This is a genomic window from Streptomyces sp. NPDC029122, from assembly GCF_055569445.1.
Window position 1 is genome coordinate 46,066 of the sequence record NZ_JBVHWK010000033.1, and the last position, 25,878, is coordinate 71,943.

Sequence of the window (25,878 nt, forward strand, 5' to 3'; positions counted from 1 at the left end):
GTCTATTGGCCATACGGACCGGCCCGGAGCAGGCTTGGCCCCATGCGGAGCAAGACGGAACACAAGGACCGGCAGGCGGGCGTCAAGGCCGCCATAGCCGCGGAACGCCGCGAACTGGCGGACCTGTTCGACGGCCTGCGGGCTGCCGAGTGGGACGCGCCCAGCCTGTGCGAGGGATGGACGGTCCGCGAGGTCGTCGCGCACATGTCGATGGGCTTCAGGCTCTCCCTGACCGCGACCCTGGGCGAACTGGTCAAGGCCCGGGGGAACCTCCACCGCATGACCGACCGCGTCGCCCGCCGCGACGCCGCCGCCCACTCGGCCACGGAGCTCAGTGCCTTCCTCCGGGACAACGCCCACCACCCCTGGACGCCGCCGGTCGGCGGGTTCCGTGCAGCTCTCGGGCACGACGTGGTCCACGGGCTGGACGTCACGGCCGCCCTCGGGCACGCCCGGCGGGTCCCCGAGGACCGGCTGCGCATCCTGCTCGACGACATCAAGCCCAGCGGCCTGAAGTTCTTCGGCGTCGACCTCAGGGGAGTGCGGCTGAGCGCCGAGGACACGGACTGGTCGTACGGGGCGGGCGCCCCGGTGTACGGGGCCGCCCAGGACCTCCTCCTGCTCGCCTTCGGCCGCAGCCTGCCGCCGGGGCGGCTGCGCGGTGAAGCGGCCGGCCGTTTCACCGGCCGCTGAAGCCCGTGTGAGTCCCGCGCGCGGCCGGGCGGCTCACGGCGTCGGGTCCGGTTCCCGCCACGCCGCCATCTGCTCGCGGAACTTCGGGCACCTGACGATGTCCTCCTCGCCGCACTGGACGGCGTGCGTCAGGAGTTGGTGGGCGTGGTCGAGATCGACCATGCGCTGCTCGATCTCCGTGATCTTGGCGCGGATCATCGCCTGCCTGCGCGGCTGCTCACGCTGGAACTCCCTGATCTCCGCCAGTGTCAGCCCGGCCTGCTGGCACTTGCGGAGCACCGTGATCCGCTCGGCCGCCTCCGGTGGGTAGCGCCGCTGGCCGCTCTGGCGTTCCGGAGGGGGGAGCAAACCGTGCCGCTCCCAGTACCGGATCGCCGAAGCGGGCACTCCGGTGATCTCGGCGAGTTGGCCGATCGTCATGCGCACGCCGGTCCCTCCTGGCTCCCGTTGGTCCCTCACCCGAGGCATTTGACTTGAACCTTAGTTCAAGTTGAAGAGTGGTCCCCACGTGGACGGCGGCCGACGAGCGGCCGCCGCCGGCAGACTCCGGGAGAGACGTATGACTGGAACACGTGGAGCGCAAGAGCGGGCCCACGCCCTGGTGCAGGCCGCCGAGGGGCTGTTCGCGGCGGGGGTGATGTCCCACTCCGGGCACGCCAACCTCAGCGCGCGGCTCGACGGCGAACGCCTCCTGCTGACCCCGGGGTTCGTCCGCGGGGTGCGGCCCGAAGACCTGGCGACCGTCGGTTTCGACGGAAAGGTCCTCGAGGGCGAACTGCAGTCCGTCAGCGCCGAGATCGTCGCCATGCACAGCGTCGTCTACGAGGCGCGCCCCCACGTGGGCGCCGTCATCCACACGCACTCGCCCGCGGCGACCGCCTTCGCGGTGGCGAACCGGCCGTTGCCCTGCCGCACCGAGCCGATGCTGCGCTTCGGTCAGGCGGAGGAGGTGCCGGTGGTCCCGTGGGGGCCCCGGGGCTCGGACGTATCGGTGCGCGGCATCGCCGACGTCCTGGAGCGGCGCCCCACCACGGCCGCCGTCCTGCTGGCCAACCACGGACTGCTGGTGTTCGGACCCGACGCCCTGACCACCGCCCACCTGCTGGTGGCGATCGAGGAGAGCGCCGAGGCGGAGATCGCGGCAGCGGCGATCGGCGGGGCCGTGGACTTTCCCCCGGGCGCCCAGGAGGCCGTACGGGCCGCCATCGCGAAGAGGGCGTCATGACGAACGACACGCCGGCCTCCCGTACGGAGGCGGTACGGGACCGCTACCGCTCCACACTGGGAGCCGTCCCGGAGGGAGTGCGGGAACGTCTGCGCCTGGCCGGGGACTTCGGCCGGCTTCCCACCGAGGAGGCCATCGCGGCGCTGCGGCACATCGTGCTGACGGACAGCCCCCTGGGAGGCCGGGTGCAGCAGCTCGTCCACTTCGGCCAGCTGCTGGCCCTCGGCCGGGCACACCCCGCCCGGATCCACGCCCGGGGCGCGCTCCACGCCGGGGCGGGCATCGCCGACCTCATCGGGGTCGCCGAGACCGCGCTCATCACGGCGGGCGTGCCGGCGTACGCACTGGGCACCGAGATCATCGCCGAACTCGCCCCGGACGAAGGGGGCCCCGGAGGCGCACGGCACGACGGCCCGAACGGCGCGGCGCGGTTCTGAGGACGTGGGCGGGCAGTGCGCTGCCGCGCTCGCCGCCTCCGGTCCCGGTCCGGCGGTGGCTGACGGGGAGCCCGCAGGCCCGCTCGGAGCGGCCTGCGGGCTCCCCCCGGACCGCCGGCATGAGCGGGGCGGGCGCGGGTATCCGCGGGCGGGCCGGGCAGCACCCACTCACGGAAAGGCGTACCTGCCATGACCCAGGACGACCCCACGCCGTCGGGCGAGCCGCGCGAGCCGACTCCCGCGGAACGTGCCGCCCGCGACCGAGTACGGCGGCGCGCCGAGGGCATGACGCACCACCGGGCCGCCGAGGCCCTGCACGCCGCCAGGAAGGCGGCGGGCGACCTCGCGGCGGCAGACGGGGCGACGCGCGCCGAGGTGGCGGAATGGCAGCGGATCACCGACTCGCTCTTCGACCACGGAGGCCCCTACACGACGGAAGCCGACGCCTACGTACAGGGTGAACTCACCGCCCGCCGCGAAACCCGCTAGCGGGAACGGTCGCCCGGGGCGACCGCCGTGCCGTCGGGTGACCCACGTCACACCCGCCTCCTGTCAGGAATCGCGGCGCCGTCTCGTCCAAGGGGCACGCGAAACGAGACAGGAGCACGCCATGAAGCACCGCATCGTCGTACTGGGCGCCGGATACGCCGGCGCCTTCGCCGCCGGGGACCTGGCCCGTCGGCTCTCTTCCGCCGACACCGAGATCACCGTCGTCAACGCCGAGCCCGACTTCGTCGAGCGGATGCGCCTGCACCAGCTCGCGGCCGGCCAGGACCTCGCGTTCCGCAAGCTCACCGACGTCTTCGCGGGCACCGGGGTACGGCTGCGCCTGGCGCGCGTCACCGGCGTCGACCCGGAGCGCGGGACCGTCGCCGTGACCGGCGAGGAGGGCGACGGCGAACTCGCCTACGACACCTTGCTGTACGCGCTCGGCAGCGCCGCGGCCCACCACGGGGTCCCGGGTGTCGCCGAGCACGCCTTCGACGTGACCGGCCGCTCCTCGGCGCTGCGCCTGCGCGAGCGCCTGGCCGGCCTGGGCGCAGGCGGCACCGTGCTGGTCGTCGGGGAGGGGCTGACCGGCATCGAGACCGCCACCGAGCTCGCCGAGTCCCGGCCCGACCTCTCGGTCGCGCTCGCCGCCCGCGGCGAGCCGGGCGCGTGGCTCTCCCCGAAGGCCCGCCGCCACCTGCGCCGGGCCTTCGACCGGCTCGGCGTCACCGTCCACGAGCACACCCGCGTCGAAGCCGTCGAGCAGGGACGGGCGATCGCCGCCGACGGTACGTCCCTCCCGGCGGACGTGACGGTGTGGTCGGCGGGGTTCGCCGTACACCCCGTAGCGGCCGCGAGCGGCCTGGAGGTCGCCGGCACCGGCCAGATCGTCGTCGACGCCGCCATGCGCTCGGTCTCGCACCCGGACGTCTACGCCGCCGGCGACTGCGCCTACGCGATCGGCGCGAACGGCCGCCCGCTGCCGATGTCCTGCGCCTCGGCCGGCCTGACCACCATGCGGGCCACAGCCGCGATCATCGCCCGCCTGACGGGCGGTGAAATCCCTGCCACCGCAATGAAGTACCACGGCAACCACATCAGCCTCGGGCGGCGGGACGCCATCTTCCAGATGGTGGACGCGGACGCCCGGTCCACGTCCCGGTACCTGGGCGGCCGGACCGCCGCGATGCTCAAGTCGGGCGTGCTCAAGGGGGCCGCGTGGGGCATCGACCACCCGACCTTCGGCATGCCGAAGCGCCGGCGCCGGCTTGCCGCCGCACCCGACGGGACCGGCGCGTGGGCCGCCGCATAGGCTGCACCGCATGGACCACGCAGCCGTCAACCGGTTCGAGGCCGGCCGGGGCCGGCTGGCCTCGCTCGCGTACCGCCTGCTCGGCTCGGCGGCCGACGCGGAGGACGCCGTGCAGGACGCGTTCCTGCGCTGGCAGGCCGCGGACCGGGACCGCATCGAGGTGCCCGAGGCGTGGCTGACCAAGGTCGTCACCCGTCTCTGCCTCGACCGGCTCCGCTCGGCGCAGGCGCGCCACGAGCGGGCCGCCGGGGACTGGCTGCCCGAGCCGCTCCTCGAGGGCGACCCGATGCTCGGCCCCGCCGACACCTTCGAGCAGCGCGAATCGGTGTCCTTGGCCGTACTGACCCTCATGGAGCGCCTGTCGCCGGCCGAGCGGGCGGCCTACGTCCTGCGCGAGGCCTTCTGCTACCCGCACGCCGAGATCGCCGGGATCCTCGACATCACCGAGTCAGCGAGCCAGCAGTACGTCCACCGGGCCCGGCGCCGGGTCGCCCACGAGCGCCGCGCCGGCGACGAGGCGGACCCCGCGACCGCGCGCCGGATCGTCGAGGAGTTCCTCGCCGCCGCCACCTCGGGGCGCACCGAACGCCTGGTGGAACTGCTCACCGCCGACGTGACCGTCGTCTCGGACGGTGCCGGCCTGGCCAGGAGGCTGCTGCGGTTCACGACGCGCGAGCGCGTGGCCTCGTACGTACGGGCCGGATTCAGGCCCACCGCGGCGAAGCGGCGGCTGGCGGGCGGCCCCGTCGCCTTCCACATCGCGGTGCTCAACGGCTCCCCGGCCGTCCTCGCCGTGGTGGGCGACCGGGTCGCGGGGATCGTGGCGTTCGAACTCAGCGACGGCAGGGTGGCGTTCCTGCGCGGCATCGCTGCCCCGGACCGGCTCGCCCGCCTCGAGGGGGTCTGGCGGCGGCGCGGGCCCGACGTGCCGGTCATCAGCGGATGGTGACCCGCGCCGGCCGGTGGCGTGCGGGTCCGGCCGGGCCGCCGCCCGTGCTTCCCGTCGCTACCGCTTCTGCCAGAGGGTGAGCCGGGTGGTGTAGTCGGGCAGGTTGCCCTGGCCGCTGGTGATGCCGGTGACCTCCAGCATGGCCAGCTTCTTGTCGCTCGTGACCGTGCACATCAGGGTTCCGACGGGGAGGGCGGTGGGCAGGTCCTTCGCCCGGATCTCGGTGGGCAGGACCTCGCTCTGGGCGCCCCGCAGGCACTCCTGCGGCGTCTTTCCGGTGCTCTTGCCCATCGGGGTGTAGAACTCCCACTTGCCGCCCGCGATCTCACTGAGCATGATCTCCCGGCCGGGGGTGTCCTGTACGACCTGGGGGACGTCGAGGTCGGCCCTGACGATGTTGGCCCCGCCCGGCGAGCGCAGGGTGAGGGGACGGTCCCGGAAGACGGCGGTGTACCCGGCGTCGTCGGAGGGGGAGGCGGAGGCGGAGCCGGTGGGCGTCGGACCCGGGTCCGTGACGGGGGCCGGCCGGTCCGACCGCTTCCCGTCGGCCCCCTCCCGCATGCCGTCCGAGGTGCTTCCGGAGCGGGCCACCGTCCAGGTCAGGACCACCGCCAGGGCGACGGCCACGGCGGCGCCGGCGGCGAGGACACCGGTCGGCGTACGCCGTGTCGCGGCGGGTTCCTCCGGCGCGTGCGACGGCCGCGGGGGCGGTGGTGCCGCGGTCGGGGCGGCGGCGAAGGCGGGGCCGTGCGGCGGACGGGACGGCGGGTCGGTGACCGTTGATTCGGTGACCGTCGGTTCGGGTGCCGGCGCCAGTGCCGCGGCACGCCTGCGGGCGGTCAGCTCTTCAGCCAGCGGGCCCGGCAGCCAGTCGGCGAAGCCGCTCAGGGAGCGGCCAGAGGCCTCCTCGCACAGCCCGGCCAGTTCCTCCGGGCCGATGCGGGCCGCCGGGGCGGGGGAGAGGCAGCGTCCGAGCAGGGTGCGGAGCGCTTCGTCGTAGAGGTCGAGGCGGGGCGGGCGCACGGCCGTGTTGGCGATCTGCGCGGCGAGGGTGAGGGCGCCGCCGTCACCGTAGGGGTGGCGGCCGGTGGCGGCGACGGCGGCGATCAGCCCGAGGGCGAAGACGTCGGCGGCCGGTCCGGCCGGCCGGCCCAGCGCCTGCTCCGGGGACATGAACTGCGGGGTGCCGACGACGCCGCCGGACGCGGTGAGTTGGAGGGCGTCCGCGGCGCGGGCGATGCCGAAGTCGATGACGTACGGTCCCTGGTCGCTCAGCAGGACGTTGCTGGGCTTGAGGTCGCGGTGCACGACGCCGGCGGTGTGGATCGCGGTCAGGGCCCGCGCGGTGCAGCCGACGAGCTGGAGAACGGCCGGCAGCGGCAGCGGGCCGTACGTGGCGAGGGCCTCCCGCAGGGACAGCCCGGGAACGAACGCCGTGGCCAGCCAGGGCTGTTCGCCCGTGACGTCGTGATCGAGGAGCGGGACGACGTGGTAGCCCTGGACCCGGGAGGCCGCCCGGACCTCCTGCTCGAAGCGGCGGCGGAAGCCGGTGTCGCCGCCGTACTCGCGCCGGATCGCCTTCAGTGCGACGGGCTGCCCGCCGCGGGTGCGGGAGAGGTAGACGGTCCCCATGCCGCCTTCGCCGATGCGGCCGAGCAGCCGGTATCCCGCGATCTCCTGCGGGTCCCCGGCGTGCAGCCGTCCCTCTGCCCCGTTCGCCGCCATGCCGGACCGGCCTCCCTATTCCATGATCGTCTGAGGTGTCAGCGTAGCGGACCGCGATCGCGCCGCGGCCGACCCGGGCGGCCGGGGTGATGCGTCAACCGGCGTCCGCCGAGCCGGAGTTGCCTTCGCGGACCGCCTCCTCCCCGCGGCGACGGCGGCCCGTTCGCCACCGTGGTGCCCAGCGCCACCGGAGCGGGCCGTCCGCCGTTCCCGACGGGGATCGCGGCCGTCTGTTCGAGTGGCACGCGCCGCCGCAGTAGGGCCGTTGCGGCCCCGCATGTGCCCGGAATCAGCCCCACCGCTTCCCTTCGCCGGCGTGCGCCCTCCGGCGTCGGAGCCGTACCCGCCGAGCGTGTCGCGGGTACGGCGGCCCGTGGTGCCGATCAGCCGGCACCGCACTTCGGCCACGCACCCCCCATGCCCCGGACGCGGACGTTCCTACTCCGTGATTGCCGGGCAACCGCTTGGTGCCCGTGATCACCACCCGAGGAGAGCCCCCGATGACCAAGGTCCTCGTCCTGCACAGCGTCAGCCTCGTCGGGTCGGCGCTCGCCGCTCTGCTGAGATCGGAGGGCGGCTTCGACGTCACCTCCGCCGGCTGGCGTTCCGCGGCGCGGCAGGCGGAGTCCTTACGCCCGGACGTGACTGTCGTCGACCTCGACTGTCCCGGCGCCTCCGCCACCCTGGGGGCCCAAGGCGGGACCGCCCGCCCGCTCGCCGAGGCGCCCGCGCCCCTGCTGGTGCTCGCCACGTCCGGAACGCCCGGCTCGCTCCAGCGCGGGGTCCGGGCCGCGGCGCGCGGGTACGTGGACAAGGACGGATCACCGGGCCGGCTGGTCCGGGCCATCCGCACGGTCGCCGCGGGGGAGCGGTTCGTCGACGCCTCCCTGGCCACCGCCCTCCTGGACGCCGGCCCCGCGCCGCTGAGCCCGCGCGAACTGAGCGTGCTGGCCCGGGCGGCGGAGGGCGACTCCATCGCGGAGATCGCGCAGGCCCTGCACCTCGCCAGCGGGACCGTACGCAACTACATGGCCGCCGTCACCCGCAAGACGGGAGCCCGCAACCGGGTGGACGCCATCCGGATCTCCCGGCAGGCCGGCTGGGTCTGAGGGCCCGAATTCCCCTCCGTGGCCGCCCGCCCCCTGCTCATGCCCGCGCGTTCCACACCCCCACCAGCTCCCGGTACAGGGGTGACCTGGCCGGGAGGTCCGCATGCGTGCCGCAGACCGCACGGGTCCCGTCCAGTACCAGGACCCGGTCGGCCCGCGCCGCGGACGAGATGCGGTGGGCCACGACGACGAGGGTGCCGGGGCGTTCGGCGAGCGCCCGCTCCGCGCGTTCCTCCGCCCGCGGATCGAGATGGCACGTGGCCTCGTCCAGCAGCAGCAGCGGTGCGGGGGAGAGGTAGGCGGCCGCGAGGGCCAGCTGCTGCCGCTCCCCCTGGGAGAGCCGGGCCGGGTCCACCGGTGCGTCCGGGCCGCCCAGCCGGTCCACGAGGCCGTCCACGCCGAGGGCGGCCACCGCCCGCTCCAGCCGTGCCCCGGACACCGGCCCGGGGCACAGGTGGGTCAGGTTCTCGCGGACGGAGCCCGTGAAGACGTACGCCTGCTGCGGCAACAGGGTCCGCCGGGGATCGGGACCCCGGGCGGGCCCGCGGCCGGCCGGGGCGCCCGCCAGCAGTACGGTGCCCCGGCCGGGCACGAGGAGCCCGGCCAGCAGCGCGGTGAGCGTGGACTTGCCGATGCCGCTGGGCCCGACCACGGCGAGGTGCTCCCCCTCGCGCACGGCCAGGTCGAGGCCGTCGATCACCGGCTGGGCGTGCGGACCGTACGCGAAGCGCACCTGACGCAGCTCTGCCGCGAGGGACGCGGCCCCCGACGCGCCCGCCGGTCCCGGCCCGGGCGCCGACGGCCGCGGCCCGGGGTCCCCGGGCTCCGCGGGACCCGCCGGCTCCGGGACCGGCGCCGTGTCCGCACCCGGGGGACAGAAGCGCTCCAGTACCACCAGCAGCCTGGTGCCGGCGGAGCCGAGGGCGCCCATGAGGGCGTCCAGCGCGGGCAGCAGCGACTGGACCAGGTAGGTGAGCGCGGCGGCCAGGGCGCCCGCGCTCAGCCCGTGCGCGAGCAGCCAGGGTGCGCCCAGGAGCAGCGCGACGACGGGCAGCCGGCCCGCCACCCCGAGCATCACCGTGCGCAGAGCGGCCCACCGCGCCAGTAGCCGGGTCAGCAGCTCCTGTTCGGCGATCAGGCACTCCAGGCGGCCCCCGGCCTCGGCCCCTCCTCCGCAGGCCACCACGTCCCGCAGGCCCGCGGCGAGCTCGCCGGCCCGCCCCGCCAGGGCCTCGTCGGTGTCGAGGGCCCGGCGCTGCACCCCTGCCATGGGGCGCAGCGTGAGCAGGAAGCCGGCCGTCCCCAGGAGCAGGGGCGGCAGCACGAACAGGAGCAGGACCGGCGCCAGTGCGGCCATCCCGGCCAGGGCGCCGAGGGCGGTGAAGACGAAGGAGCGGGCGACGAGGACCAGACCCGCGAAGGAGTCACGTGCCATCTCGGTCTGCTGGGTGAGCCGCGAGACGGCCCCGGAGCGCTCGGCCCGCGCCGGGTCGGCGACCGCGCGTTCCAGGCCCTGGCGCACGGCCCGGCGGACCAGGCCGTCGCGCAGCGGTTCGACGAGGTCCGCGAGCCCCCCGAACACGCCCCGCAGGGCGAGTCCGCCGAGGAGGGCCCCGGCCCCGGCCACGGCGAGCCAGCCCGTCCCGGTGCCGGGCCGCCCGGCGAGGAAGCCGTCGTCGAGGGCGCGGGCCACCGCGTAACCGCCGAGGAAGGTGTGGGCGGATTCCAGCAGGGACCACAGGGCGAGGGCGCCGAGCGTCCGGGCCCGCCCGCGCAGGAAGCGGCGCCCCTCCGCGGCGACCCGCCGCCAGGCGCCCTGCCCGCTCACCGGACCGCCCCGCGGCGGGCTGCCTTCTCGCTCGCCCGGCCGGCGGGGGCGGATTCCCCGCCGGTGCCGAACACCGAGCGGTAGGCGGGGTCCCGCCACAGCTCCGCGTGCGTCCCGGTCGCCCGGACCCGGCCTTCCTCCAGCCATACGACCAGGTCGGCCCGGGCCGCCGTCGAGACGCGGTGGGTGATGACGAGGCGGGTGGCCGTCCGCACCTCGTTGACCAGCGCGTGCTCCACCGCGCGGGCGGTGACGGAGTCCAGGCTGGAGGTGGCGTCGTCCAGGACGAGCAGCCGGCCGGCGTGGCAGAACGCCCTTGCGAGGCCGAGGCGTTGCAGCTCGCCGCCGGACATCGGGGCGTCGGCGAGCGGTGTGCGGTAGCCCTCGGGCAGCCGCCGCACGAACGGCTCGGCGCCGGCCGCCCGGGCCGCGGCGCGCACGGCACCGGGCCCGGGCCGCGGCGGCGCTCCGAAGGCGATGGCCGCGCCGACGCTCTCCCCGAACAGTGCCGGCCGGTCGAAGGCGTGGCCGACCTCCCGGCGCAGCGCTCCGGCGGTGAGTTCCTCCAGCGGGGTGCCGTCCAGCAGTACCTGCCCCGCGTCACAGGCGGTGAGACGTCCGGCGACAGCCGCCAGCAGGGTCTTGCCGGAGCCGGTGCGTCCCACGACCGCGGTGGTGGTGCCGCCCGGGATCCGCAGGTCGACGTCGTGCAGGACGACCGTGCCCGCACGCTCGACGCGGACCCCGCGCAGCTCCAGGGTGCCGGGGCCGTCGGCGGCGTGCTCGCGCTCCCCCTCGGCGAGCCGCGGCAGGCCGAGGAGGGCCGCGGTCCGGCGGGCGGCGGCCCTGCCCCGCACCACCGCGGCCAGTCGGCCGGTGACGGCTCCGGCGCCGGCCGCGAGCCCCGCGTACCGTACGGCGGCGAGCAGGCCGCCGACGCCGAGCGCCCCCGCCGCGAGGCGGATGCCGCCCACGCCGAGCACGACGTACAGCAGGAGCGGCATCAGGGCGCTGGTACGGGCGACGGTCGCGCCGTAGATCCGCCACGTCCGCCGCCCCTCACGGCCCAGTTCGGGCAGCTGGGCGAGGATCCGCGCGGCTTCCCGTTCCCCGGTGCCGGCGGCGGCGATGGTGCGCGCGCCGGCCAGGGCCTCGGCGAGCCGCCCCGCCATGGCGAGCTGTACCCGCTGGTACCGGCTGACGCTGGCTCCCGAGGCGCGGGTGAATGCCCTCAACAGCAGGACCAGCAGGGGCACTCCGGCCAGGAAGGCGACGCCGGTCCAGACGTCGACGAGGAACAGGGCGACGAGCCCGCCGAGCGGGGGCAGCACGGCCGTCACGGCGGTGGCGACGGCCGCGGGAACGGTCGCGGCGGCGGTGGCGTGCGCCGTGAGCCGGGCCGCCGTTTCGCCGGGTGCGTGCTGGGCCGCGTGGTGCGGCGCGGTGCGGAGCAGGGCGGCGAGTCCCCGCCGGCGCAGCCAGGCGGCGGAGCGGGCGTCGACGCCGCCGGCGAGCCATGCCGTCGCCGCGTCGAGGAGGACCTCGGCCGCGGTCAGCGCCGCGCAGTACAGGGCCCACCGGGTGCCGGAGGGGTCGCCGCGCAGGAGCAGGTCGAGGCAGTGGCCGAGGACGGCGGGTTCGGCGAGGGCGGCGCAGGCGGCGGCGAGCGAGCAGCCGAACACGGCGGCGGTGCGGCCGGCGCTGTGCCGTGCGGCCGCCTTCAGCGCCCGGTCGGCCGTGCGGTCGGCCGCCGCCTCACCGGGGTCGTCGGTCGGGGTCATGGGCGGCGGCTCCTCGAATGCCCGCGGGCCCGGGACGGGGCCGCCCGGGGATGAGGTGCGGGCCCGGGCGAGGTTCCGCCCGGGCCCGGAAAGCGTCCCGATCAGTTACAGGTGGTGACGCTCAGGCTGCTGTCGCCGCACAGGAGGAGGCTGGCGCGGCTGCCGCCCCCGGTGAGGTGCGCGGCCTCGGTGTTCTCTTCCTTGGGGGTCTCCATCGACTGCAGATCGAGAAGGGTCATGGCTGATTCCTTTCCTTCGCTGGGATGTTCTGACCGGTCACGGCCCCCCGGTGGGGGACCGGCTCTGGGGCCGCCGCGGTACGCGGCGGCGGGAGGAACGGCAGGTGCGCCCGCCCGCCCGTGGCGGCGCTGCCCAGGGCGAGCAGCGCGCCGGCGGTGCCGGTGGACAGGTCCATGGACAGGCGCATCAACTGCTCGCCGGGGAAGGCGAGTCGTCCCTGGTACGGCAGCGCGTGGCGGGCCAGCGCCTCGATCTGCCGGGCGATGTCCCGGGCGCGGGTCCCGGGGCCGGGCGTGGTGGTCCGGGACAGGTGCAGGATCATTCCGGCGGCGCCCCGGAAGAGGCCGGGCTGGGCGTAGAAGGTCGCCTGGGCCGCCTGGACGATCTGGGTCCGCGCCTCCTCGAAGCGCTCGTCGGGTGCGTGTTCCAGCCAGTCGTCGAGCACCATGCCGATGCCGACGCTGCCCGCGCCCAGGTACGGCATGGTGCGCCAGCCCTCGTCCACCTGGAGGGTCCCGAAGGCGCTGGTCACGCAGTGGTCCAGGTCCCGGTGGAGGAATCGTGCCGCACGCAGGAGCAGTTCCGGGTCCCCGGTGCGCTCGTAGAGGCGCAGGTGGAGCAGGGCGATCCCGCTGTGCCCGTAGAGCAGCCCCGTCCGCTTCAGCCCGGGTGCCGCCTCGAAGGCCAGGTCGGCGCAGCGCAGGGCGGCGCTGTGCAGCGCACCCTCGCCGGTGGCCGTGCCGAGGGAGTCCAGGGCGAGCCCGATTCCGGCGAGTCCGCCGTGCAGGTCGGGGCCCGTGGACGGCCACGGCTCGTCCAGGAGGCGCCCCGCGAGGGCGAGGGCGCGGTCCCGGTGGCCGAGCCGGTGGTGGGTCCAGGCCAGGCCGGCGAGGCCGTCGTAGAAACCCAGCGGGGTGCCGGAGGGTGGCTCCTTCGTACGGGCGAGCAGCCATTCCTCCGCTTCGGGCCAGGGCTCGGCGCCCGTTTCGGCGAGCGCGTACAGGACCCCCGCGGCGCCGTGTCCGAAGGTCGCGCCGCCGGTGGCGGTCGTGAACTGGGCCGGGTCGCCGGGGAAGAGCCTGTCCTCCCGGTCGGGCGTGGCGGTGGCGTGCAGGGCCGCCGTCATGGAGGCGCGGGCGGCCGGCCAGTCACCCGGCTCGGCCGGGAGGTACGGACGGCCCGGGGCGGGTGTCCGTCCGCCGGCAGCGTCGGACCCGGAGGACCCGGACTCGGGTCCTCCGGATCCGGCGAGGATCTCGCGCACCGCCTCGTCGAGGAAGGACCGGGGCACGGGGAACTGCGCCGCGGCGATGTCCGCGAGGTGCGCCGCCTTCGCCCGGTCCATGACGAGCAGGCTCGTCAGCGGCAGGAACAGGGCGAGGCGCAGACAGGCCAGCGCGTAGCGGTCGACGGAGAAGCCGCGCCGGTCCGGCGGCGCCACGAAGGCCGGGTTGGCGACCGTCTGGCGCAGGCCCTCGTCGACGTGGGCGGCGGCCTCGAAGTCGAGCAGGGCGACGGACGGTTCGCCCGTGACGGGGTCCTCGGCGACCATGATGTTGAAGAGGTGGAGGTCGTTGAAGACGATGCCGCGGGAGTGGACGGCGTCGACGGCCTCCGTCACCCGCGCGTGGATCTTCAGCGCCCACTCGGTGTAGGCGGCGAGCTCCGCGGGCGCGGGATCGGCCTCGATCAGGGGGTGGCGGCGTGCGAAGTAGGTGTTGAGGGGCTTCCCGTCGAGGTACTGGAGCGCCAGGAAGTGGTGGTCCCCGACGGTGAAGGTGCCGCGGACGGCCGGGACGCAGTCCAGCCCGTCCAGTCGCTCCAGGGCCCGGCGCTCCCGGTGCAGCCGGGTGACGGCGTCCGCTTCGTCGGCGGCGAGACCGGCGAAGGGACGGCCCTCCTTGAGGACGACCGGCTCGCCGGTGCGGGTGTCGCGGCCCGCGTAGACACCGCCGCCGTTGGAGAAGTGCAGGGCCCGTTCGACGGCGTAGGGGATGCCCTCGAGGGTGACGGCCGAGCGCCGGTCCAGGTGGGGCCGCAGGAAGCCGGGCAGTTCGACCCAGGCGGGCGGCTGGAAGACCGGGCCGCGGGCGTCCGGTACCAGGCGTCCGTCGGGCGTCTCGATGGCCGGGACCAGCTCGCCGTCGCCGTCGTAGCAGTGCCGCAGGGTGAAACTGCCGTAACGCAGGTGGACCGGGCCCTCGTTCCAGCGCAGGTCGCTGAGGATGTAGGGGCCGGGCTCGCCGGCCAGGAGGGCGTCCAGGTCCTCGGCGGTGCGCCGGCAGGCGTCCGCGTCGGCCGGGTAGACGGTCAGGAACTTGCCGCTCGCCGCGCGGTCGGCGTACTTGGCGTTGCGCAGGTGCAGCAGGTACCGGCTCGGCACGAACTTGAAGGCGGTCCGCCGCTCCACGCAGTAGGCGTACACCTTGCCCAGGACGGCCTCCGCGTTGTCGAGGCCGGCCGAGACGTGGATCTTCCAGCCCTGGGAGGGCAGCCGGAGCCCGACGGGACGCAGGGCGAGCCAGTCACCGCTGCGGTGCGAGGTCCACCCCTCCGGTACGGGGGCGAGGGCCGGCGGGAAGCTCTCGCCGCCCCGCCGGTACGGGGCGTCGTAGAACCAGCGGTCGGCGTCGCAGAAGGCCGCGTGCCCCTTGTTCACACCTGCTCCCTCGGTCGGTGACGTGAGCAAAGGTGGCACGCCGCCAGGACCCGGCGACAGTCGCGTTTGTCACCAGCCCGACGTGCGGTACGCATGCGTCACTTGGCGCCCACCGTCCTGCGGCCCGCCCGGCCACCGCCTCGATCCGGTCACCCTGGACGGCCCTGCGGCGAGCCGGTCGCGGCCGTCACCAGCAGGGGGTCGCCGCGCGGAACGCACCCGGAGGGCAGGGCTCCGCGCCCTCGCGCGGGGCGGAGCCGCGGCCACCAGGCGGAAGCGCCCGAACCCCGCCTCCCCTCCGATTTTCGAACGATCTGTCCGTAAGTCGATCGTCGATGTGCGTCGGCCCTTCGTACCTGAGAGGGTCAACTTCAGTCAGGCGCTGCATGAAAGCCGTAGTGCTACCTTCAACCTTCGAATCGAAAGCGAGTGTTGTCGTGCGTCACCGCTTAACAGCCGTCTCCGCCGCCGCTCTCCTCTGCCTCGCCGGCGCCACGGGCGTGGCGGAGGCCCAGCCCGCGAGCCCGTACGCCCCCTCCGCCATGGTCCTCACCATCACCCAGGGGGACGACGCCGCCACGGGCACCGTCCTGCGGGCGACCGTACTCAGCTGCGCCTACACCGCCGAGGGCACGCACCCCGCGCCCAGGGCCGCGTGCGACGCCCTCAACGCCACCGGCGGCCGGCTCGACCGCCTGCTGTCCGCCCCGGATCCGGGCCGCGCGTGCCGGAGGAACTACGACCCCGTCACCGTCACGGCGGACGGGGTCTGGCACGGCGGCCGCCTCGCGTGGAAGCACACCTTCCCCAACGCGTGCGTGATGTCCGCGACCCTGAACGGCAACGCCCTCTACGCGTTCTGACGCGACCGCGCCGATGCGGCCTTCACCCGGACGGACGGGTGTGGTCCGGCCCGCGGCGGGTACACGCGCGTCGCGCACCCGCCGTCCGGTGCCCGTCCCCGTGGAGGCCTTCTGTGACGTCCCGCCTGTCCGCCCTGATCAGCGCCCACCTCACCACCGTCGCCGGCGTGCCGCTGCAACTGCGCCTCACCTACGCCCCGACGGACCCGCTCGCCGTGCGCGCGGTCATCCTGCACGCCGGTACGCGGCTGGCGTGCTGGCACTTCGAGCGGCAGATGCTCGCGGACGGCCTCCGCCGGCCGGTGGGGGAGGGAGACGTGCTCTTCCGGCCCGTGGGCGGCGCCGACGGGCGAGCGCTCCGCATCGAACTGCGCGGAGCCTCCCCGGCCGGCCAGGACCGGGCGGTGCTCCTCGCGGACGCCGACGCCGTGGCCGCCTTCCTGCGCCGGACGTACGCGGTGGTGGCGGCCGAGGAGGAGAGCGCCCACCTCGACGGGCTGCTGGACGCCCTGCTCAGCCGGTGAGGCGGAGCCTTCCAGGGGCCGCTCCCCGGGGGTGACGCTCCCTCAGGTGGCTGCCAGCCGTTCCAGCGCGGCGGCGACGGGCGCGATGCCGTCCTCCTCCGCCAGCCGGCCGGCGATGCGCCGGGCGCGGTCGCGGTAGGAGGGGTCGGTCACGGCCTTCCGGACCGCGGAGCCGAGGGTGGCGGCGTCGAGGCGGCGCAACGGCACCACCCCGGGGGCGGTGCCCAGCCGCACGAGCCGGGACGCCCAGAAGGAGGCGTCGAACTGGACCGGGACGGGCACGCACGGCACCCCGGCGCGCAGGGCCGCGCCGGTGGTGCCGGCTCCGGCGTGGTGGACGACGGCGGCCATCCGGGGGAAGAGCAGGGAGTGCGGCACGTCCCCGATGGTGATCATGTCGTCCCCGGCGGCGGACAGTCCGGCCCAGCCGTGCTGGATCACGCCCCGCAGACCGGCCGCGCGCAGGGCGGAGACGACGAGGGCGCTCAGACGCCGCGGGTCGGGTGCGGTGGCGCTTCCGAGGCCGACGTAGACCGGGGCGGGGCCGGAGGCGAGGAAGTCCTCCAGTTCCGGCGGGAGCCGGCGGTCGGCGTCGTGGGGCCACCAGTAGCCGCAGACGTCGAGGCCCGGCCGCCAGTCGCGGGGGCGCGGAACCACCAGCTCGCTGAAGCCGTGCAACACGGGCCAGCCCTGACGTTCACGGGCGCGGCGGGCGCCGGTCAGGCGGACCGGGGGCAGGCCGTGTTCCGTGGCCAGGGTCCGCGCGGCCCGGGTGTAGACGTGGTCCACGCCCGCCGTGACGGCGTGCCCGCCGATCCGGTTGCCCAGCGGTCCCAGGGAACGCGTGCCGAGCATCGGGGGAGGGAAGTGGCGGGTGCCGTGCAGCGGCTGCAGGAAGAGTCCCATGCTGGGCCGGGAGCAGCCCTCGGCGATGGCACAGGCGAGCGGCGCGACCGACCCCGCGGCCAGTACCACGTCCGCGTCACGCGCCGCGCGCACCAGCGGCAGCGTCATCTCCGGGGCGATGCTCCTCGCCAGTGCGATCGCACGCAGCAGTTTCGCCGCCCCGGTCCGGCTGCGGTGCAGCCCCCGGCCGCGCGGCGAGTGCAACTCGGCCCTGGGGTCCCCCGGAAGGGGCCGGAAGCGCACCCCCGACCCGGCCAGCAGCGGCTCGAACCCGCCGTGGGTCACCAGGGTGACCTCGTGCCCTGCCCTGACCAGGCCCGCACCCAGGCCCGTGTACGGTGCGACGTCCCCGCGGGACCCCGCCGTCATGATGGCGATCCTCATGTCCGCCAGTGTGGCGGCATTCCCCGCCCGTGCAGCCCGGAACGGCCCGGGCGGCACGGGAAATACCCCGAAACGACCACGGGCCGGAGCGGGTTGGGCTTCCTACTGCCTCTTGAAGGAGCGGATCTGATAGGTCCCCATCAGATTCCCTCCGTTGCCGGCCGATGTGGAACCCACGCGTGCGTTGTAATTGGTCTGGGTGTAGTACTGGACCCGGTTGTTCTTTCCGTTCCAGACGGACCGGACGTTGATTCCGCGCTGTATGAAGCCGCAGTTGTCCGCCGTGTTCGCCCTCTGGGCGTCGGGCCACTCGCAGCGTTCCCCGCCGCCGTTCCAGTCGCTGTAGATGCAGAAATTGCCCGAATTGCAGGCGTATGCGGCGGGCTGGCTCTCGGTGGCCGCGGCCACGGGTGCCGCGGCGAGGGCGAGGGTGAGGGAGAGGCCGACGGCGGCTGACGAAATCATTCGGCGCATGACAGAAGTTCCCCTTTTGCGCATCGCGACCGGGGTGCTGCCCCGGAGAAAGGACGGGGGCGAACGGAGATGACCCGGAAACGATTACCGCGCCGTCCGGGCCCGTTTCGTCAAGCATGGGTGCCCGGTCCGGAGCCGGGCGAGCCGTTTTCGCGTCAGCCGGTGGCGGGATATCGGAATGCGCGGCCTCTGCCTCTGCGCGCCGTGGCTGCGACCTGTCCGGGGGACACGCCGGGTCCCGCGCGCGATCGGCGGTGACGGCCGGCGGGGGCGGCCGGTGCGGGCGGCCGGTGCGGGCGGTCGCCGGGGTGGAGCAAGTAGCCTCGGGGTTCGAGCCGTTCCAGGAGCGACGAACAGGATCAGTGGTGGCCGTCACCCGCCGTACCTCACTCACCGCCATGGCCGCCCTCGCCGCCGCCCCGCTCCTCGGCTGCGCCAAGGCCGCCAGGGCCGCCGATGCGCCCGGCACGGTGGCGCCCGCCGCCGCCGGGGCTCCGGCAGGCCGCGCCTTCGCGGCCCTGGAGCGGGAGTTCGACGCCCGGCTCGGGGTCTACGCGGTCGACACCGGCGGCGGACGGACCGTCCAGCACCGCCCCGACGAGCGGTTCGCCTACTGCTCGACCCACAAAGCGCTCTCGGCGGCCGCCGTACTCCAGCGGAACTCCCTCGAACAACTCGAGGCCGTCGTCCGCTACGGCCGCGCCGACCTGGTGGCCCACTCACCGGTGACCGAACGGCACGTCGACACCGGCATGTCCCTGCGAGCCCTGTGCGACGCCGCCATCCGCTACAGCGACAACACCGCCGCCAACCTCCTGTTCGACGAGCTCGGCGGACCGGGGGGCCTCCAGTCGGCGCTCGCCGCCCTGGGGGACACCACCACCCGGGCCGACCGCTACGAGACGGACCTCAACGAAGCCGCGCCGGGCGATGTCCGGGACACCAGCACCCCCCGCGCCCTCGCCGCCGACCTGCGCGCCTACGCGCTCGGCGACCTCCTCGACTCCGGGAAGAGGTCCCTGCTGACCGACTGGCTCAAGCGCAACACCACCGGCGGCAAACTCATCCGCGCCGGTGTCCCGGCCACCTGGGAGGTCGGCGACAAGACCGGCGGAGGCGGCTACGGCACCCGTAACGACATCGCCGTCGCCTGGCCCCCCGGGGCCGCCCCCCTCGTCATCGCCGTCCTCTCCAGCCGCGGCACCCCCGACGCCGCGTACGACGACGCACTCGTCGCACGCGCCGCCGCGACCGTCGTCGCGGCCTTGGCCGGGAGTGGTCCGGGTCACGCGTCGCACGGGTTGTGGGTGGATACGGGGGGTGACTTTCGGGGGGTGGGGCGGTGAGGCGCCCCACAGGAGGCAGATCACATTCGGCCCGGAATAGTAGTCGGGTCGGGGTGGCTGGTGGCCGTGGTGTGTCTGGGTCGGTGGGGTGTGGTGGGGTGGGTCTGCGGGGGGGGGTCTGCGGGGGTGGGTAGTAGGTGGGGGGCGTTGCCAGGGCGGCGGGGGGCTGGCTAACTGGTGTTGTCGCCGAGGCGGCCGGGGCGCTTGGCCCCCCGCCGGTCGGATCCCTCTCCTCCGTGTGAGTGGCTCACGCATGTTTCGGCATGCGGCGACCGTCCTTGTTCCCGTCGGAAGGTTCCTCCGTGTCCAACGCTGTCATCCGCCGCATCGCCGCTTCGAAGAAGGCCCTCGCCGGTACTGTCCTCGCCCTGGGCGTCGCGGGTTCCATGCTCGCCTCCGTTCCGGCGCAGGCCGCTCCGACGGGTGCGAAGGCGATCGCCCAGCAGATGATCAAGGACCCGGTGCAGTTCGCGGCCTTCGACAAGATCATCAGCCATGAGAGCGGCTGGAACCACACCGCGACGAACCCCTCCTCCGGCGCTTACGGCCTGGTGCAGGCGCTGCCCGCGTCGAAGATGTCCTCCGCGGGCTCGGACTGGAAGACCAACCCGGCCACCCAGATCAAGTGGGGCCTGGACTACATGAACGACCGCTACGGCAGCCCGGTCGGCGCCTGGAACTTCTGGCAGGCCAACCACTGGTACTAAGCCACCAGCGCCCCACGGCACAAGAGACGCCCGCCCGGCGACCCCCGGCGGGCGTCTTCGCGTTCCCGTGGGACCGTAGGGCAGGATGCGCACGTGAAGTCCAGGGGGAAACTTGCCGAGTTGGAAGCGGGCATGGCGGAGCTGGCCACGCCGATGCGGGTGTACGCGGTGGCCGGGCGGTTCACCGAGCCGGAATCGGACCTGCCCGAACTGGCCGCCCGCATCCGCGCGTTGCTGACCGCGGTCGCGGCCGACGAGGCCTGGCGGCGTTTCCTGCCCGCGTACGCCCCGCCGTCCGTCCCGGGGGTCTGCGCCGCTCTGGAACCGTTGGAGCCGCCCGAGGCCGCCGCGTTCCTGGCCGAGGTCGCGTCCGTCGACCTGGTATGGCCGTCCCACCGGCACCTGCCCGCCGCTGCCGCCGAGCGCGCGGCGCGCCGAGTGGTGTCCGCGCTCGGGCCGGAGGGCAGCTGGTGGACCAACCACGACGCCGGATGCGGCGCCGTGAACGGGCTCACCCCGCTGTTCGACAGCCTGCTCGCGGGCACGGACGGGGAGCACTTCGCGCTGGCCCTCCAGATCGCCGACGACTGACGCCCCCGCTCGGCCCTCCGGCCGACCGGAGCGCCCGGCGCGGGCCCGCGTGGGGCCGCGATCCCGGGGTATACGCCCGGCACCTTCTGGAAGGAGCAGTGATGCTGGGTATAGCGGCCGCGGTCCTGTTCTTCATCGCGTTCTTGATCAACGCGGCGGAGATCTCGACGAACCACGTTTTCTCATCCGGAAACATCATGATCCTCGGCCTGATGCTGCTGGCCCTCCACGTGGCCGGCATCGGCGGTGCCCGGGGCGCCCGCGTCCGACGCCGCTGATCACGGGAGCAAGGCTCAGGGCGCGGTGAGGAATGCGGCGATGTGTCCTCCCCACGCCGCCACGTCGGCACGGGTACGCGCCACCCGCAGCCGGGAGTCCGGCATGCGGTCGGCCAGGGTTTCGGCCGTGGACCGCGGATGGCCGGGGTCGTCCGCCCAGGCGAGGATCAGGGCCGGATGGCGCAGCGCGGCGATCTCCCCGGGCGCGGGGAGGTCGCTGAGCGCGAGCCCGCGCAGTACGGAGGGCAGCACCCGCTCCGGGGGCGTGGGCGGCCCGTCCGGCACGTCCGCCACGACCGCCGGGCGGAGTCTGCCGCGCCGGGCCGCCCACCAGGCGTCCACCCCTTCCCGTTCGACGGTGTCGGCCGCCCTCCGGTTTTCGCGGGCGTACGCCTCACGGGTCGCCCAGGCCGTGGGCGGGATGAGCAGGACCAGCCGGGAGAATCGGCTGGGTGCACGGACGGCCGCGTGCAGGACGGTGCCGCAGCCCATGGAGGCGCCCATGCCGTCGACGGCCGCCGTGGCCCCGAGGTGGTCGAGGAGGGCCAGCAGATCGTCGGCGAGGGCGGCGTACGTGTAGTCGGTGACCACGGGTTCGCCGCCGGACCTGCCGTGGGCCCGGGCGTCGTAGCGGACCAGGCGCCGCCCCGCGTCCAGGACGGGTCCCCAGTCGAACAGGCCCGTCCTTTCCTCCTGGGCCCGGCTCGTGAAGCCGCCGTGGGCGTACACGGCGAGCGGTCCGTGACCCGCGTCGTCGTACACGAGCTCGGCGCCCCGGTGCCGGAAGCGGCCCTCCGTGACGGGACGCGCGGTCCGGTCGCTCATCGTCCTCCGCCGTTCCCGAGGTCCGGTCCCCGCCCCGTCAGTGGTCGTGGCGCGCCCCCGCCTCCAGCCGGTGCGCCGGGCCCGCGGTGCGGATCTGCTGCGACGGGGGGTGGGTACCGGAGACCGTGAAGGCGACGTTGATGCTGCGGCACATCCGCTGTGTGCGGGCCAGCGTGCTGAGCGCGGCCGGGGTCGGGTCGCCGGTGGGCAGTTCGAGCAGGACCCGGGTCGGACGGTGGGCGGCCACGAGCGCTTCGATCCGCAAGGCTGCCGCCGCCCGGTTGGTGATGTCCAGCTCGCTCTGGATCCTGACCTTGAGCGTGCCGTGGTCGAGAACGTGGTGGATCAGCATCGCGGGCCTCCGGAAGCCGGGGCGGCGCGACGCGGAATCCGCGACGGCCGCCTCCCGCACGGCGCGAACGTACACATGGCATCCACGATCGCACCCGCTCCCGCCGCCGGCCACCGCCGGAGGGAGGATGATGGCTCAGAAGTTGCCGGGCGGCAGCGGAAGGGGCAGCCCGGGCAGGCCGTCGATGCTCCGCGCGATGTGCTCCTTCTTGGCGAAGTACGCGCTCAGCGATGCGTCGTCCTCGCGCGAGAAGCGCTTGCCGTGCAGGTCGCGGTCCTCGTCGTACGACATGAAGGGGACCCCGTATCCGCAGGAGTCACGGACGAGCTCGGCCGTCACCACGATGATCGCGCGCAGCCCGTGCAGGGTCGGGTCGATGTCGGGGAAGTGGGCGAGCAGGTCCTTGAAGCGCGGGTCGTCCCGGAAGACGGGTTCGCCCTTACCGTGCACCCGGACGATGTTGGGCGGCCCCTGGAAGGCGCACCACATGACCGTGATCCGGCCGTTCTCCCGCAGGTGCGCGACGGTCTCGGCGGTGCTGCCGGCGAAGTCGAGGTAGGCGATCCGCTGCTCGTCGAGCACCGCGAAGGAGCCCTTGAGGCCCTTGGGGGAGAGGTTGACCGTACCGTCGGCGACCAGCGGGGCGGTGGCGGTGAAGAAGACCGGCTGCTGCTCTATGAAGGCACGGAGCCGGCCGTCGATGCGTTCGTAAGTCTTTCCCATGTCTAAGGATTATGTAGGGAAACCTTTCGACTGTCTAACGACCCCTTCGCAGCGAGTCGGACGGGGTTCCGGAGCCCGGCAGCGTGCAACGGGCCGCGGTCCAGGCGCCCGACACCTCAACGGGTTCGGAGGGATACATTCCGGCTTCCCGCGCGCACTCCGCGATGTCGGACGCCTCCACGTGCCCGACGAAACGGGCCTGAGCCGTGAGCACCCACACCGCACCGCGGTCCGTCAGGACCCTTCGCAGCTCCTGGAGTTCGCTCGCCAGATCGCCGTCCCCCTCGCGCCACCACAGCAGTACGGCGTCCACGCGGTCCTCGTGATCGTCGGTGACCAGATCGATGCCGGTGCGTTCGGTCACGGAGTCGCGGATGCTGTCGTCGACGTCATGGTCGTAGCCCAGTTCCATGACGACCATGCCGGGCTCGATCCCGAGCCTGCGCGCCGGGCCGGTCGGTGTCGTCATCCCGCACTCCTCCTTCGAGAACGGTCCGCTCGACCGTCGGCATCATGGTCGGGCGGAAGGCAGTCCGCAGCGAAGGCCTTCGCCGAACCCGGCCTGAAACGACCGGTCCCGCGGCGGGCCGGAAACACCGGCCACCGCGCATCCGGACCCCGGGGAGGACGGCTGCGCCACCGGGCCGCGCGTTCGCGCGCCGGACGGGCCGCCGTCCCCCCCGGACCGGTCCCTCAGCCGGAAGCGCGCAGCGCCGCCGTGTGGGCCCTTACCTGATCGGCGGTCAGGTAGGCGTCGGTGTACTCGAACTCCCGCAGGGTCGGCGGCTTGGCGGAGCGGACCCCGATCCGGACGAAGTCGTCGCCGGCCACCGCGTTGAGCAGCCAGTTGGTCAGGACACGCGTCTTGGCGACATTGGTGCGCAGCGCCGACCAGTGGTACCCGCGGGCCACCGCCTGGGCCGGGAGCCCCCGCAGCGGGATGCCCAGCGGCTTCGACACCGCGTCGGTGCCCCCGAGGTCGACGACGAGCCCCAAGTCCTTGTGCCTGTACGGCCGCAGGGGCCGGCCGCGCAGCGTCGCGATCAGGTTGTCCGCGAGCGTGCGGCCCTGGCGCAACGCGTGCTGCGCCGTGGGCGGGCACACCGCCCCTTCCTCCCCCGCGGCCAGGTCGGGCACGGCCGCCGCGTCCCCCAGCGCGAAGACACCGGGCGCACCCGGCACGGTCATCTCCGGGGTGACCAGGAGCCTGCCCCGGACGGTCTCCGCTCCGAGGGTGCCGATCAGCGGGCTCGCGGCGACTCCGGCCGTCCAGATGAGGGTCCTGCTGGGCAGCACCCGGCCGTCGGTGAGCGTGAGCTCGGTGGGGCCCGCCTTGGCGACACTGACACCGAGGGAGACCTGGATGCCGCGCCGGCGCATGATGTCCAGGGCCGTGCGCCCCAGCTGGTCGCCGAGTTCGGGCATCAGCTTCGGGGCGAGGTCCAGGAGGTGCCAGCTGATCTGGCGGGGGTCCAGCCGGGGGTAGCGCTTCACGGCGTGGTGGGTGAGCCGCTGGAGACAGGCGGCCGTCTCCGTGCCGGCGTACCCGCCGCCGACCACGACGAAGCAGAGCCGCGCGGCCCGCTCCGCCTCGTCCTCGCTCGCGTCGGCCAGGTCGAGCTGCGAGATGACGTGGTCGCGCAGGTACGTGGCCTCGGCGAGGGTCTTCATGCCCCGGGCGTGCTCGGTGAGTCCGGGGATGTCGAAGGTGCGGGTGATGCTGCCGGGAGCCAGCACCAGGTAGTCGTACGCGTGTTCCGTCAGCTCGCCGGTGATCGTGCGTACGAGGCAGATCTTCGCCTGCGTGTCGACGCCCACGGCGCCGCCGGGGATGATCCGGGTCCGGTAACGGCTGCTGCGGCGCAACGAGACCGCGATGGACTGCGGGGTCAGCACCCCTGAGGCGACCTGCGGCAGCAGCGGAAGGTACAGCTGGTAGGAGGTGGGGGTCACCAGGGCGATGTCAGCCTCCGCGGGCGAGAGCCTGCGCTCCAGCCGCCGGACGCATTCGACCCCGGCGAATCCGGCTCCCACCACGAGGATCCTCGGTCGTACCACGGTGTCCGTCCTTTCTCGGGCCTGGCAGGGTCCACCCGCGCCTTCCCCGCCGGACGCCGGTCTGCACGCGGAAACGCCCGACAGGCTGAGGAACCGCCCGCCCGCCCGGGGGTTTCGGCCGGGTCCGGACGGAAACACGCGAAGAGGCCGAACGGGCCGAACGGGCCCAAGAGGTACCGACCGTGAGGAGGCATCACCGTGGGGACCATGATCCTGCTGATCGCACCGATGCTGCTGGCACTGCTGCTGCTCAAGGGCGGTGACGGCCGCCGTGCCCGCCACCGCGCCGGCCGCGGCTGACGATCGATCCGTTCGAGTGAGGGTGAGGTGGGACCGTGCCGGTTCGCGCGGTGGGTTGGGCCCGGTCGTTCCCCGTCCACCGGGGGGTGCGTGAAGCCCGTCGGTGGTGTCTGGAGCATCTGAACACCCTGCCGTGGACCGAGGACGCGCCCGACACGGTGCACTCCGTCCTGCTCACGGTGTCCGAGCTCGTCACCAACGCCCATGTGCACGCCCACAGCAGCGCCCAGCTCGTGCTGGCCTGGGACGGCTGCTGCCTGCACGTCAGCGTGGCGGACGACGATCCCGAACTGCCGGCCCCCAGGCCGGCCTCCGCCGGGGCGACCTCCGGCCGGGGGCTGGCCATCATCGACGCCCTCGCCGACCGGTGGGACGCCCACGCCTGCCACGGCGGCAAGACGATCACGGCCTGCTTCCGTCCACCGGAGCGGCCCGCCCCGCACGGGCGGGCGGACGACGACGAGGAACCGTCCCCGGGGTGACGCGCACCGCCACCCGCCCGGGGGAACCGCCCGGCCGGCGGCCGCCCCGTCAGGGGACGGCGTCCTCGGGGGAGGTGTGCCAGTGGGTGACCACCGGCTTGTCGACGGTGATGGCACCGACGGGCAGGGAGACGGGTTCGGGGTCGTCGTCACCGATGGCGACGATGATGCTGTCGAGTTCCTTGCCGTCGTCGCCGGGGGTGCTCTTGGGGTTCACCCCGGCGTAGGCGGTGGCGGCGCCGCTCAGCGTGATCCGCTTCCCGGCGGCCTGCTCCGAGGGGCCCGCCTCGGTGCCGTCGGAGCCGAACGCCACGGTGGGAAGCGCGGCCGGGAGGGTGCACGTGACCCCCGGCTTGGCCTTGGTGGTGATCAGGATGTACCCGCCGGCCCCGGTCTCGGACCTGGTGCTCCAGGAGAGGTCGGCGGCGCCGCAGACCCGCCCGGCCCGCTCGCGTCCGGCGCTCGCGGTGTCGGCACGGGCGGCGGCGCCCGAGTCCTGGAACGCGGTCATCAGCAATGCTCCGCCCACCAGCGCCGCGGGGACGAGGAGGGCCTTGGGACGGCTGCCGGACATGAGATCCCCTTCCAAGGTCGGCGCCGGGGCAGGGCGCCCGCGCG

28 protein-coding genes are annotated in these 25,878 nt (G+C 74.5%); 14 read left to right on the forward strand and 14 right to left on the reverse strand.

The annotated features are described in order from the left end of the window. The first annotated feature begins 42 nt into the window (after window positions 1–42). Complete coding sequence (locus tag ACZ4WZ_RS29415) at window positions 43–693, forward strand: maleylpyruvate isomerase family mycothiol-dependent enzyme (protein WP_467895097.1); 651 nt, start codon at window positions 43–45, stop codon at window positions 691–693. Window positions 694–726: 33 nt separating this feature from the next. Here ACZ4WZ_RS29415 and ACZ4WZ_RS29420 read toward each other — a convergent pair whose 3' ends face one another. After that, window positions 727–1,113: a MerR family transcriptional regulator gene (locus ACZ4WZ_RS29420; RefSeq protein ID WP_467895219.1), complete on the reverse strand. Its 387-nt coding sequence runs from the start codon at window positions 1,111–1,113 to the stop codon at window positions 727–729. 139 nt (window positions 1,114–1,252) lie between these two features. On the opposite strand from ACZ4WZ_RS29420, the gene ACZ4WZ_RS29425 reads away from it, so the two are divergent. The 5 genes from ACZ4WZ_RS29425 to ACZ4WZ_RS29445 all read left to right on the forward strand — a co-directional run bounded on the left by ACZ4WZ_RS29425 (window position 1,253) and on the right by ACZ4WZ_RS29445 (window position 5,105). After that, entirely contained in the window at window positions 1,253–1,918 is a 666-nt protein-coding gene (locus ACZ4WZ_RS29425) for a class II aldolase/adducin family protein (protein ID WP_467895100.1), read from the forward strand. After that, window positions 1,915–2,355 (forward strand): carboxymuconolactone decarboxylase family protein, encoded by a 441-nt coding sequence (locus ACZ4WZ_RS29430; protein ID WP_467895103.1) that lies wholly within the window; start codon window positions 1,915–1,917, stop codon window positions 2,353–2,355. The genes ACZ4WZ_RS29425 and ACZ4WZ_RS29430 overlap by 4 nt, the downstream gene beginning before the upstream one ends. 189 nt (window positions 2,356–2,544) lie before the next feature. Next, the gene (locus tag ACZ4WZ_RS29435; RefSeq protein ID WP_467895106.1) at window positions 2,545–2,844 is read left to right on the forward strand and encodes a hypothetical protein; all 300 of its coding nucleotides are present in this window, start codon (window positions 2,545–2,547) and stop codon (window positions 2,842–2,844) included. Window positions 2,845–2,965: 121 nt separating this feature from the next. Beyond that, on the forward strand, window positions 2,966–4,156 hold the full coding sequence (locus ACZ4WZ_RS29440; RefSeq protein ID WP_467895110.1) for an NAD(P)/FAD-dependent oxidoreductase: 1,191 nt from the start codon (window positions 2,966–2,968) through the stop codon (window positions 4,154–4,156). Window positions 4,157–4,166: 10 nt separating this feature from the next. Next, window positions 4,167–5,105: a sigma-70 family RNA polymerase sigma factor gene (locus tag ACZ4WZ_RS29445; RefSeq protein WP_467895112.1), complete on the forward strand. Its 939-nt coding sequence runs from the start codon at window positions 4,167–4,169 to the stop codon at window positions 5,103–5,105. 57 nt (window positions 5,106–5,162) lie between these two features. Here the strand turns inward: ACZ4WZ_RS29445 and ACZ4WZ_RS29450 are convergent, their stop codons facing one another. Beyond that, entirely contained in the window at window positions 5,163–6,830 is a 1,668-nt protein-coding gene (locus tag ACZ4WZ_RS29450) for a serine/threonine-protein kinase (RefSeq protein WP_467895115.1), read from the reverse strand. A 500-nt stretch (window positions 6,831–7,330) separates the two neighbouring features. Here ACZ4WZ_RS29450 and ACZ4WZ_RS29455 point away from each other — a divergent pair, with 500 nt between their 5' ends. Continuing rightward, window positions 7,331–7,939: a response regulator transcription factor gene (locus ACZ4WZ_RS29455; protein WP_467895118.1), complete on the forward strand. Its 609-nt coding sequence runs from the start codon at window positions 7,331–7,333 to the stop codon at window positions 7,937–7,939. Between the two features lie 37 nt (window positions 7,940–7,976). Here ACZ4WZ_RS29455 and ACZ4WZ_RS29460 read toward each other — a convergent pair whose 3' ends face one another. The 4 genes from ACZ4WZ_RS29460 to lanKC all read right to left on the reverse strand — a co-directional run bounded on the left by ACZ4WZ_RS29460 (window position 7,977) and on the right by lanKC (window position 14,447). Next, a complete protein-coding gene (locus ACZ4WZ_RS29460) occupies window positions 7,977–9,767 on the reverse strand; it encodes an ATP-binding cassette domain-containing protein (RefSeq protein WP_467895122.1) in 1,791 nt (596 codons plus the stop codon). Beyond that, window positions 9,764–11,548 carry an ATP-binding cassette domain-containing protein gene (locus ACZ4WZ_RS29465; protein ID WP_467895125.1) on the reverse strand — a complete coding sequence of 595 codons (1,785 nt, stop codon included), beginning with the start codon at window positions 11,546–11,548 and terminating at the stop codon, window positions 9,764–9,766. The genes ACZ4WZ_RS29460 and ACZ4WZ_RS29465 overlap by 4 nt, the downstream gene beginning before the upstream one ends. A gap of 101 nt (window positions 11,549–11,649) precedes the next feature. Beyond that, a complete protein-coding gene (locus tag ACZ4WZ_RS29470; protein WP_388938101.1) occupies window positions 11,650–11,787 on the reverse strand; it encodes a SapB/AmfS family lanthipeptide in 138 nt (45 codons plus the stop codon). Beyond that, window positions 11,784–14,447 carry a class III lanthionine synthetase LanKC gene (gene lanKC, locus ACZ4WZ_RS29475; protein WP_467895129.1) on the reverse strand — a complete coding sequence of 888 codons (2,664 nt, stop codon included), beginning with the start codon at window positions 14,445–14,447 and terminating at the stop codon, window positions 11,784–11,786. The genes ACZ4WZ_RS29470 and lanKC overlap by 4 nt, the downstream gene beginning before the upstream one ends. A gap of 437 nt (window positions 14,448–14,884) precedes the next feature. On the opposite strand from lanKC, the gene ACZ4WZ_RS29480 reads away from it, so the two are divergent. Both ACZ4WZ_RS29480 and ACZ4WZ_RS29485 read left to right on the forward strand, forming a co-directional pair. Then, window positions 14,885–15,310, forward strand: coding sequence for a subtilase-type protease inhibitor (locus tag ACZ4WZ_RS29480; RefSeq protein WP_467895132.1), 426 nt, complete (start codon window positions 14,885–14,887; stop codon window positions 15,308–15,310). A gap of 113 nt (window positions 15,311–15,423) precedes the next feature. Further along, the gene (locus tag ACZ4WZ_RS29485) at window positions 15,424–15,834 is read left to right on the forward strand and encodes an SsgA family sporulation/cell division regulator (protein ID WP_467895135.1); all 411 of its coding nucleotides are present in this window, start codon (window positions 15,424–15,426) and stop codon (window positions 15,832–15,834) included. A gap of 42 nt (window positions 15,835–15,876) precedes the next feature. Here ACZ4WZ_RS29485 and ACZ4WZ_RS29490 read toward each other — a convergent pair whose 3' ends face one another. Continuing rightward, window positions 15,877–17,124 carry a glycosyltransferase gene (locus ACZ4WZ_RS29490; protein WP_467895138.1) on the reverse strand — a complete coding sequence of 416 codons (1,248 nt, stop codon included), beginning with the start codon at window positions 17,122–17,124 and terminating at the stop codon, window positions 15,877–15,879. 102 nt (window positions 17,125–17,226) lie between these two features. Beyond that, window positions 17,227–17,598 (reverse strand): peptidase inhibitor family I36 protein, encoded by a 372-nt coding sequence (locus ACZ4WZ_RS29495; protein WP_467895141.1) that lies wholly within the window; start codon window positions 17,596–17,598, stop codon window positions 17,227–17,229. Window positions 17,599–17,996: 398 nt separating this feature from the next. Here ACZ4WZ_RS29495 and bla point away from each other — a divergent pair, with 398 nt between their 5' ends. From bla to ACZ4WZ_RS29515, 4 genes are all read left to right on the forward strand, one after another. Continuing rightward, window positions 17,997–18,944 (forward strand): class A beta-lactamase, encoded by a 948-nt coding sequence (gene bla / locus ACZ4WZ_RS29500; RefSeq protein ID WP_467895222.1) that lies wholly within the window; start codon window positions 17,997–17,999, stop codon window positions 18,942–18,944. 302 nt (window positions 18,945–19,246) lie between these two features. Next, window positions 19,247–19,651 carry an aggregation-promoting factor C-terminal-like domain-containing protein gene (locus tag ACZ4WZ_RS29505; RefSeq protein ID WP_467895144.1) on the forward strand — a complete coding sequence of 135 codons (405 nt, stop codon included), beginning with the start codon at window positions 19,247–19,249 and terminating at the stop codon, window positions 19,649–19,651. 93 nt (window positions 19,652–19,744) lie between these two features. After that, window positions 19,745–20,242, forward strand: a complete 498-nt coding sequence (locus tag ACZ4WZ_RS29510) for a hypothetical protein (RefSeq protein ID WP_467895147.1) — start codon at window positions 19,745–19,747, stop codon at window positions 20,240–20,242. Between the two features lie 101 nt (window positions 20,243–20,343). Continuing rightward, window positions 20,344–20,520: a hypothetical protein gene (locus tag ACZ4WZ_RS29515; RefSeq protein WP_467895149.1), complete on the forward strand. Its 177-nt coding sequence runs from the start codon at window positions 20,344–20,346 to the stop codon at window positions 20,518–20,520. A gap of 15 nt (window positions 20,521–20,535) precedes the next feature. On the opposite strand, the gene ACZ4WZ_RS29520 is transcribed toward ACZ4WZ_RS29515, so the two are convergent. The 5 genes from ACZ4WZ_RS29520 to ACZ4WZ_RS29540 all read right to left on the reverse strand — a co-directional run bounded on the left by ACZ4WZ_RS29520 (window position 20,536) and on the right by ACZ4WZ_RS29540 (window position 24,478). Next, on the reverse strand, window positions 20,536–21,345 hold the full coding sequence (locus ACZ4WZ_RS29520) for an alpha/beta fold hydrolase (RefSeq protein WP_467895152.1): 810 nt from the start codon (window positions 21,343–21,345) through the stop codon (window positions 20,536–20,538). 37 nt (window positions 21,346–21,382) lie between these two features. After that, window positions 21,383–21,697, reverse strand: a complete 315-nt coding sequence (locus ACZ4WZ_RS29525; RefSeq protein ID WP_467895155.1) for a hypothetical protein — start codon at window positions 21,695–21,697, stop codon at window positions 21,383–21,385. A 135-nt stretch (window positions 21,698–21,832) separates the two neighbouring features. Beyond that, a complete protein-coding gene (locus tag ACZ4WZ_RS29530; protein WP_467895158.1) occupies window positions 21,833–22,420 on the reverse strand; it encodes a pyridoxamine 5'-phosphate oxidase family protein in 588 nt (195 codons plus the stop codon). 34 nt (window positions 22,421–22,454) lie between these two features. Continuing rightward, complete coding sequence (locus tag ACZ4WZ_RS29535) at window positions 22,455–22,889, reverse strand: DUF3052 domain-containing protein (protein ID WP_467895161.1); 435 nt, start codon at window positions 22,887–22,889, stop codon at window positions 22,455–22,457. Between the two features lie 224 nt (window positions 22,890–23,113). After that, the gene (locus ACZ4WZ_RS29540; protein WP_467895164.1) at window positions 23,114–24,478 is read right to left on the reverse strand and encodes an NAD(P)/FAD-dependent oxidoreductase; all 1,365 of its coding nucleotides are present in this window, start codon (window positions 24,476–24,478) and stop codon (window positions 23,114–23,116) included. Between the two features lie 386 nt (window positions 24,479–24,864). Between ACZ4WZ_RS29540 and ACZ4WZ_RS29545 the strand changes: the two genes are divergently transcribed. After that, complete coding sequence (locus ACZ4WZ_RS29545; protein ID WP_467895167.1) at window positions 24,865–25,260, forward strand: ATP-binding protein; 396 nt, start codon at window positions 24,865–24,867, stop codon at window positions 25,258–25,260. Window positions 25,261–25,309: 49 nt separating this feature from the next. Here the strand turns inward: ACZ4WZ_RS29545 and ACZ4WZ_RS29550 are convergent, their stop codons facing one another. Continuing rightward, complete coding sequence (locus ACZ4WZ_RS29550; protein WP_467895170.1) at window positions 25,310–25,834, reverse strand: DUF4232 domain-containing protein; 525 nt, start codon at window positions 25,832–25,834, stop codon at window positions 25,310–25,312. Between the last annotated feature and the right edge of the window lie 44 nt (window positions 25,835–25,878).

What these genes read in the sequence shown, in the direction of transcription:
- ACZ4WZ_RS29525 (WP_467895155.1), bottom strand. Translation starts at nt 21,697, where the DNA reads ATGCTGATCCACCACGTTCTCGACCACGGCACGCTCAAGGTCAGGATC.
- ACZ4WZ_RS29455 (WP_467895118.1), top strand. Translation starts at nt 7,331, where the DNA reads ATGACCAAGGTCCTCGTCCTGCACAGCGTCAGCCTCGTCGGGTCGGCG.
- bla (WP_467895222.1), top strand. Translation starts at nt 17,997, where the DNA reads ATGGCCGCCCTCGCCGCCGCCCCGCTCCTCGGCTGCGCCAAGGCCGCC.
- ACZ4WZ_RS29430 (WP_467895103.1), top strand. Translation starts at nt 1,915, where the DNA reads ATGACGAACGACACGCCGGCCTCCCGTACGGAGGCGGTACGGGACCGC.
- ACZ4WZ_RS29450 (WP_467895115.1), bottom strand. Translation starts at nt 6,830, where the DNA reads ATGGCGGCGAACGGGGCAGAGGGACGGCTGCACGCCGGGGACCCGCAG.
- ACZ4WZ_RS29535 (WP_467895161.1), bottom strand. Translation starts at nt 22,889, where the DNA reads ATGACGACACCGACCGGCCCGGCGCGCAGGCTCGGGATCGAGCCCGGC.
- ACZ4WZ_RS29495 (WP_467895141.1), bottom strand. Translation starts at nt 17,598, where the DNA reads ATGCGCCGAATGATTTCGTCAGCCGCCGTCGGCCTCTCCCTCACCCTC.
- ACZ4WZ_RS29440 (WP_467895110.1), top strand. Translation starts at nt 2,966, where the DNA reads ATGAAGCACCGCATCGTCGTACTGGGCGCCGGATACGCCGGCGCCTTC.
- ACZ4WZ_RS29420 (WP_467895219.1), bottom strand. Translation starts at nt 1,113, where the DNA reads ATGACGATCGGCCAACTCGCCGAGATCACCGGAGTGCCCGCTTCGGCG.
- ACZ4WZ_RS29415 (WP_467895097.1), top strand. Translation starts at nt 43, where the DNA reads ATGCGGAGCAAGACGGAACACAAGGACCGGCAGGCGGGCGTCAAGGCC.
- ACZ4WZ_RS29445 (WP_467895112.1), top strand. Translation starts at nt 4,167, where the DNA reads ATGGACCACGCAGCCGTCAACCGGTTCGAGGCCGGCCGGGGCCGGCTG.
- ACZ4WZ_RS29515 (WP_467895149.1), top strand. Translation starts at nt 20,344, where the DNA reads ATGCTGGGTATAGCGGCCGCGGTCCTGTTCTTCATCGCGTTCTTGATC.
- ACZ4WZ_RS29520 (WP_467895152.1), bottom strand. Translation starts at nt 21,345, where the DNA reads ATGAGCGACCGGACCGCGCGTCCCGTCACGGAGGGCCGCTTCCGGCAC.
- ACZ4WZ_RS29490 (WP_467895138.1), bottom strand. Translation starts at nt 17,124, where the DNA reads ATGAGGATCGCCATCATGACGGCGGGGTCCCGCGGGGACGTCGCACCG.
- ACZ4WZ_RS29470 (WP_388938101.1), bottom strand. Translation starts at nt 11,787, where the DNA reads ATGACCCTTCTCGATCTGCAGTCGATGGAGACCCCCAAGGAAGAGAAC.
- ACZ4WZ_RS29425 (WP_467895100.1), top strand. Translation starts at nt 1,253, where the DNA reads ATGACTGGAACACGTGGAGCGCAAGAGCGGGCCCACGCCCTGGTGCAG.
- ACZ4WZ_RS29530 (WP_467895158.1), bottom strand. Translation starts at nt 22,420, where the DNA reads ATGGGAAAGACTTACGAACGCATCGACGGCCGGCTCCGTGCCTTCATA.
- ACZ4WZ_RS29435 (WP_467895106.1), top strand. Translation starts at nt 2,545, where the DNA reads ATGACCCAGGACGACCCCACGCCGTCGGGCGAGCCGCGCGAGCCGACT.
- ACZ4WZ_RS29550 (WP_467895170.1), bottom strand. Translation starts at nt 25,834, where the DNA reads ATGTCCGGCAGCCGTCCCAAGGCCCTCCTCGTCCCCGCGGCGCTGGTG.
- ACZ4WZ_RS29465 (WP_467895125.1), bottom strand. Translation starts at nt 11,548, where the DNA reads ATGACCCCGACCGACGACCCCGGTGAGGCGGCGGCCGACCGCACGGCC.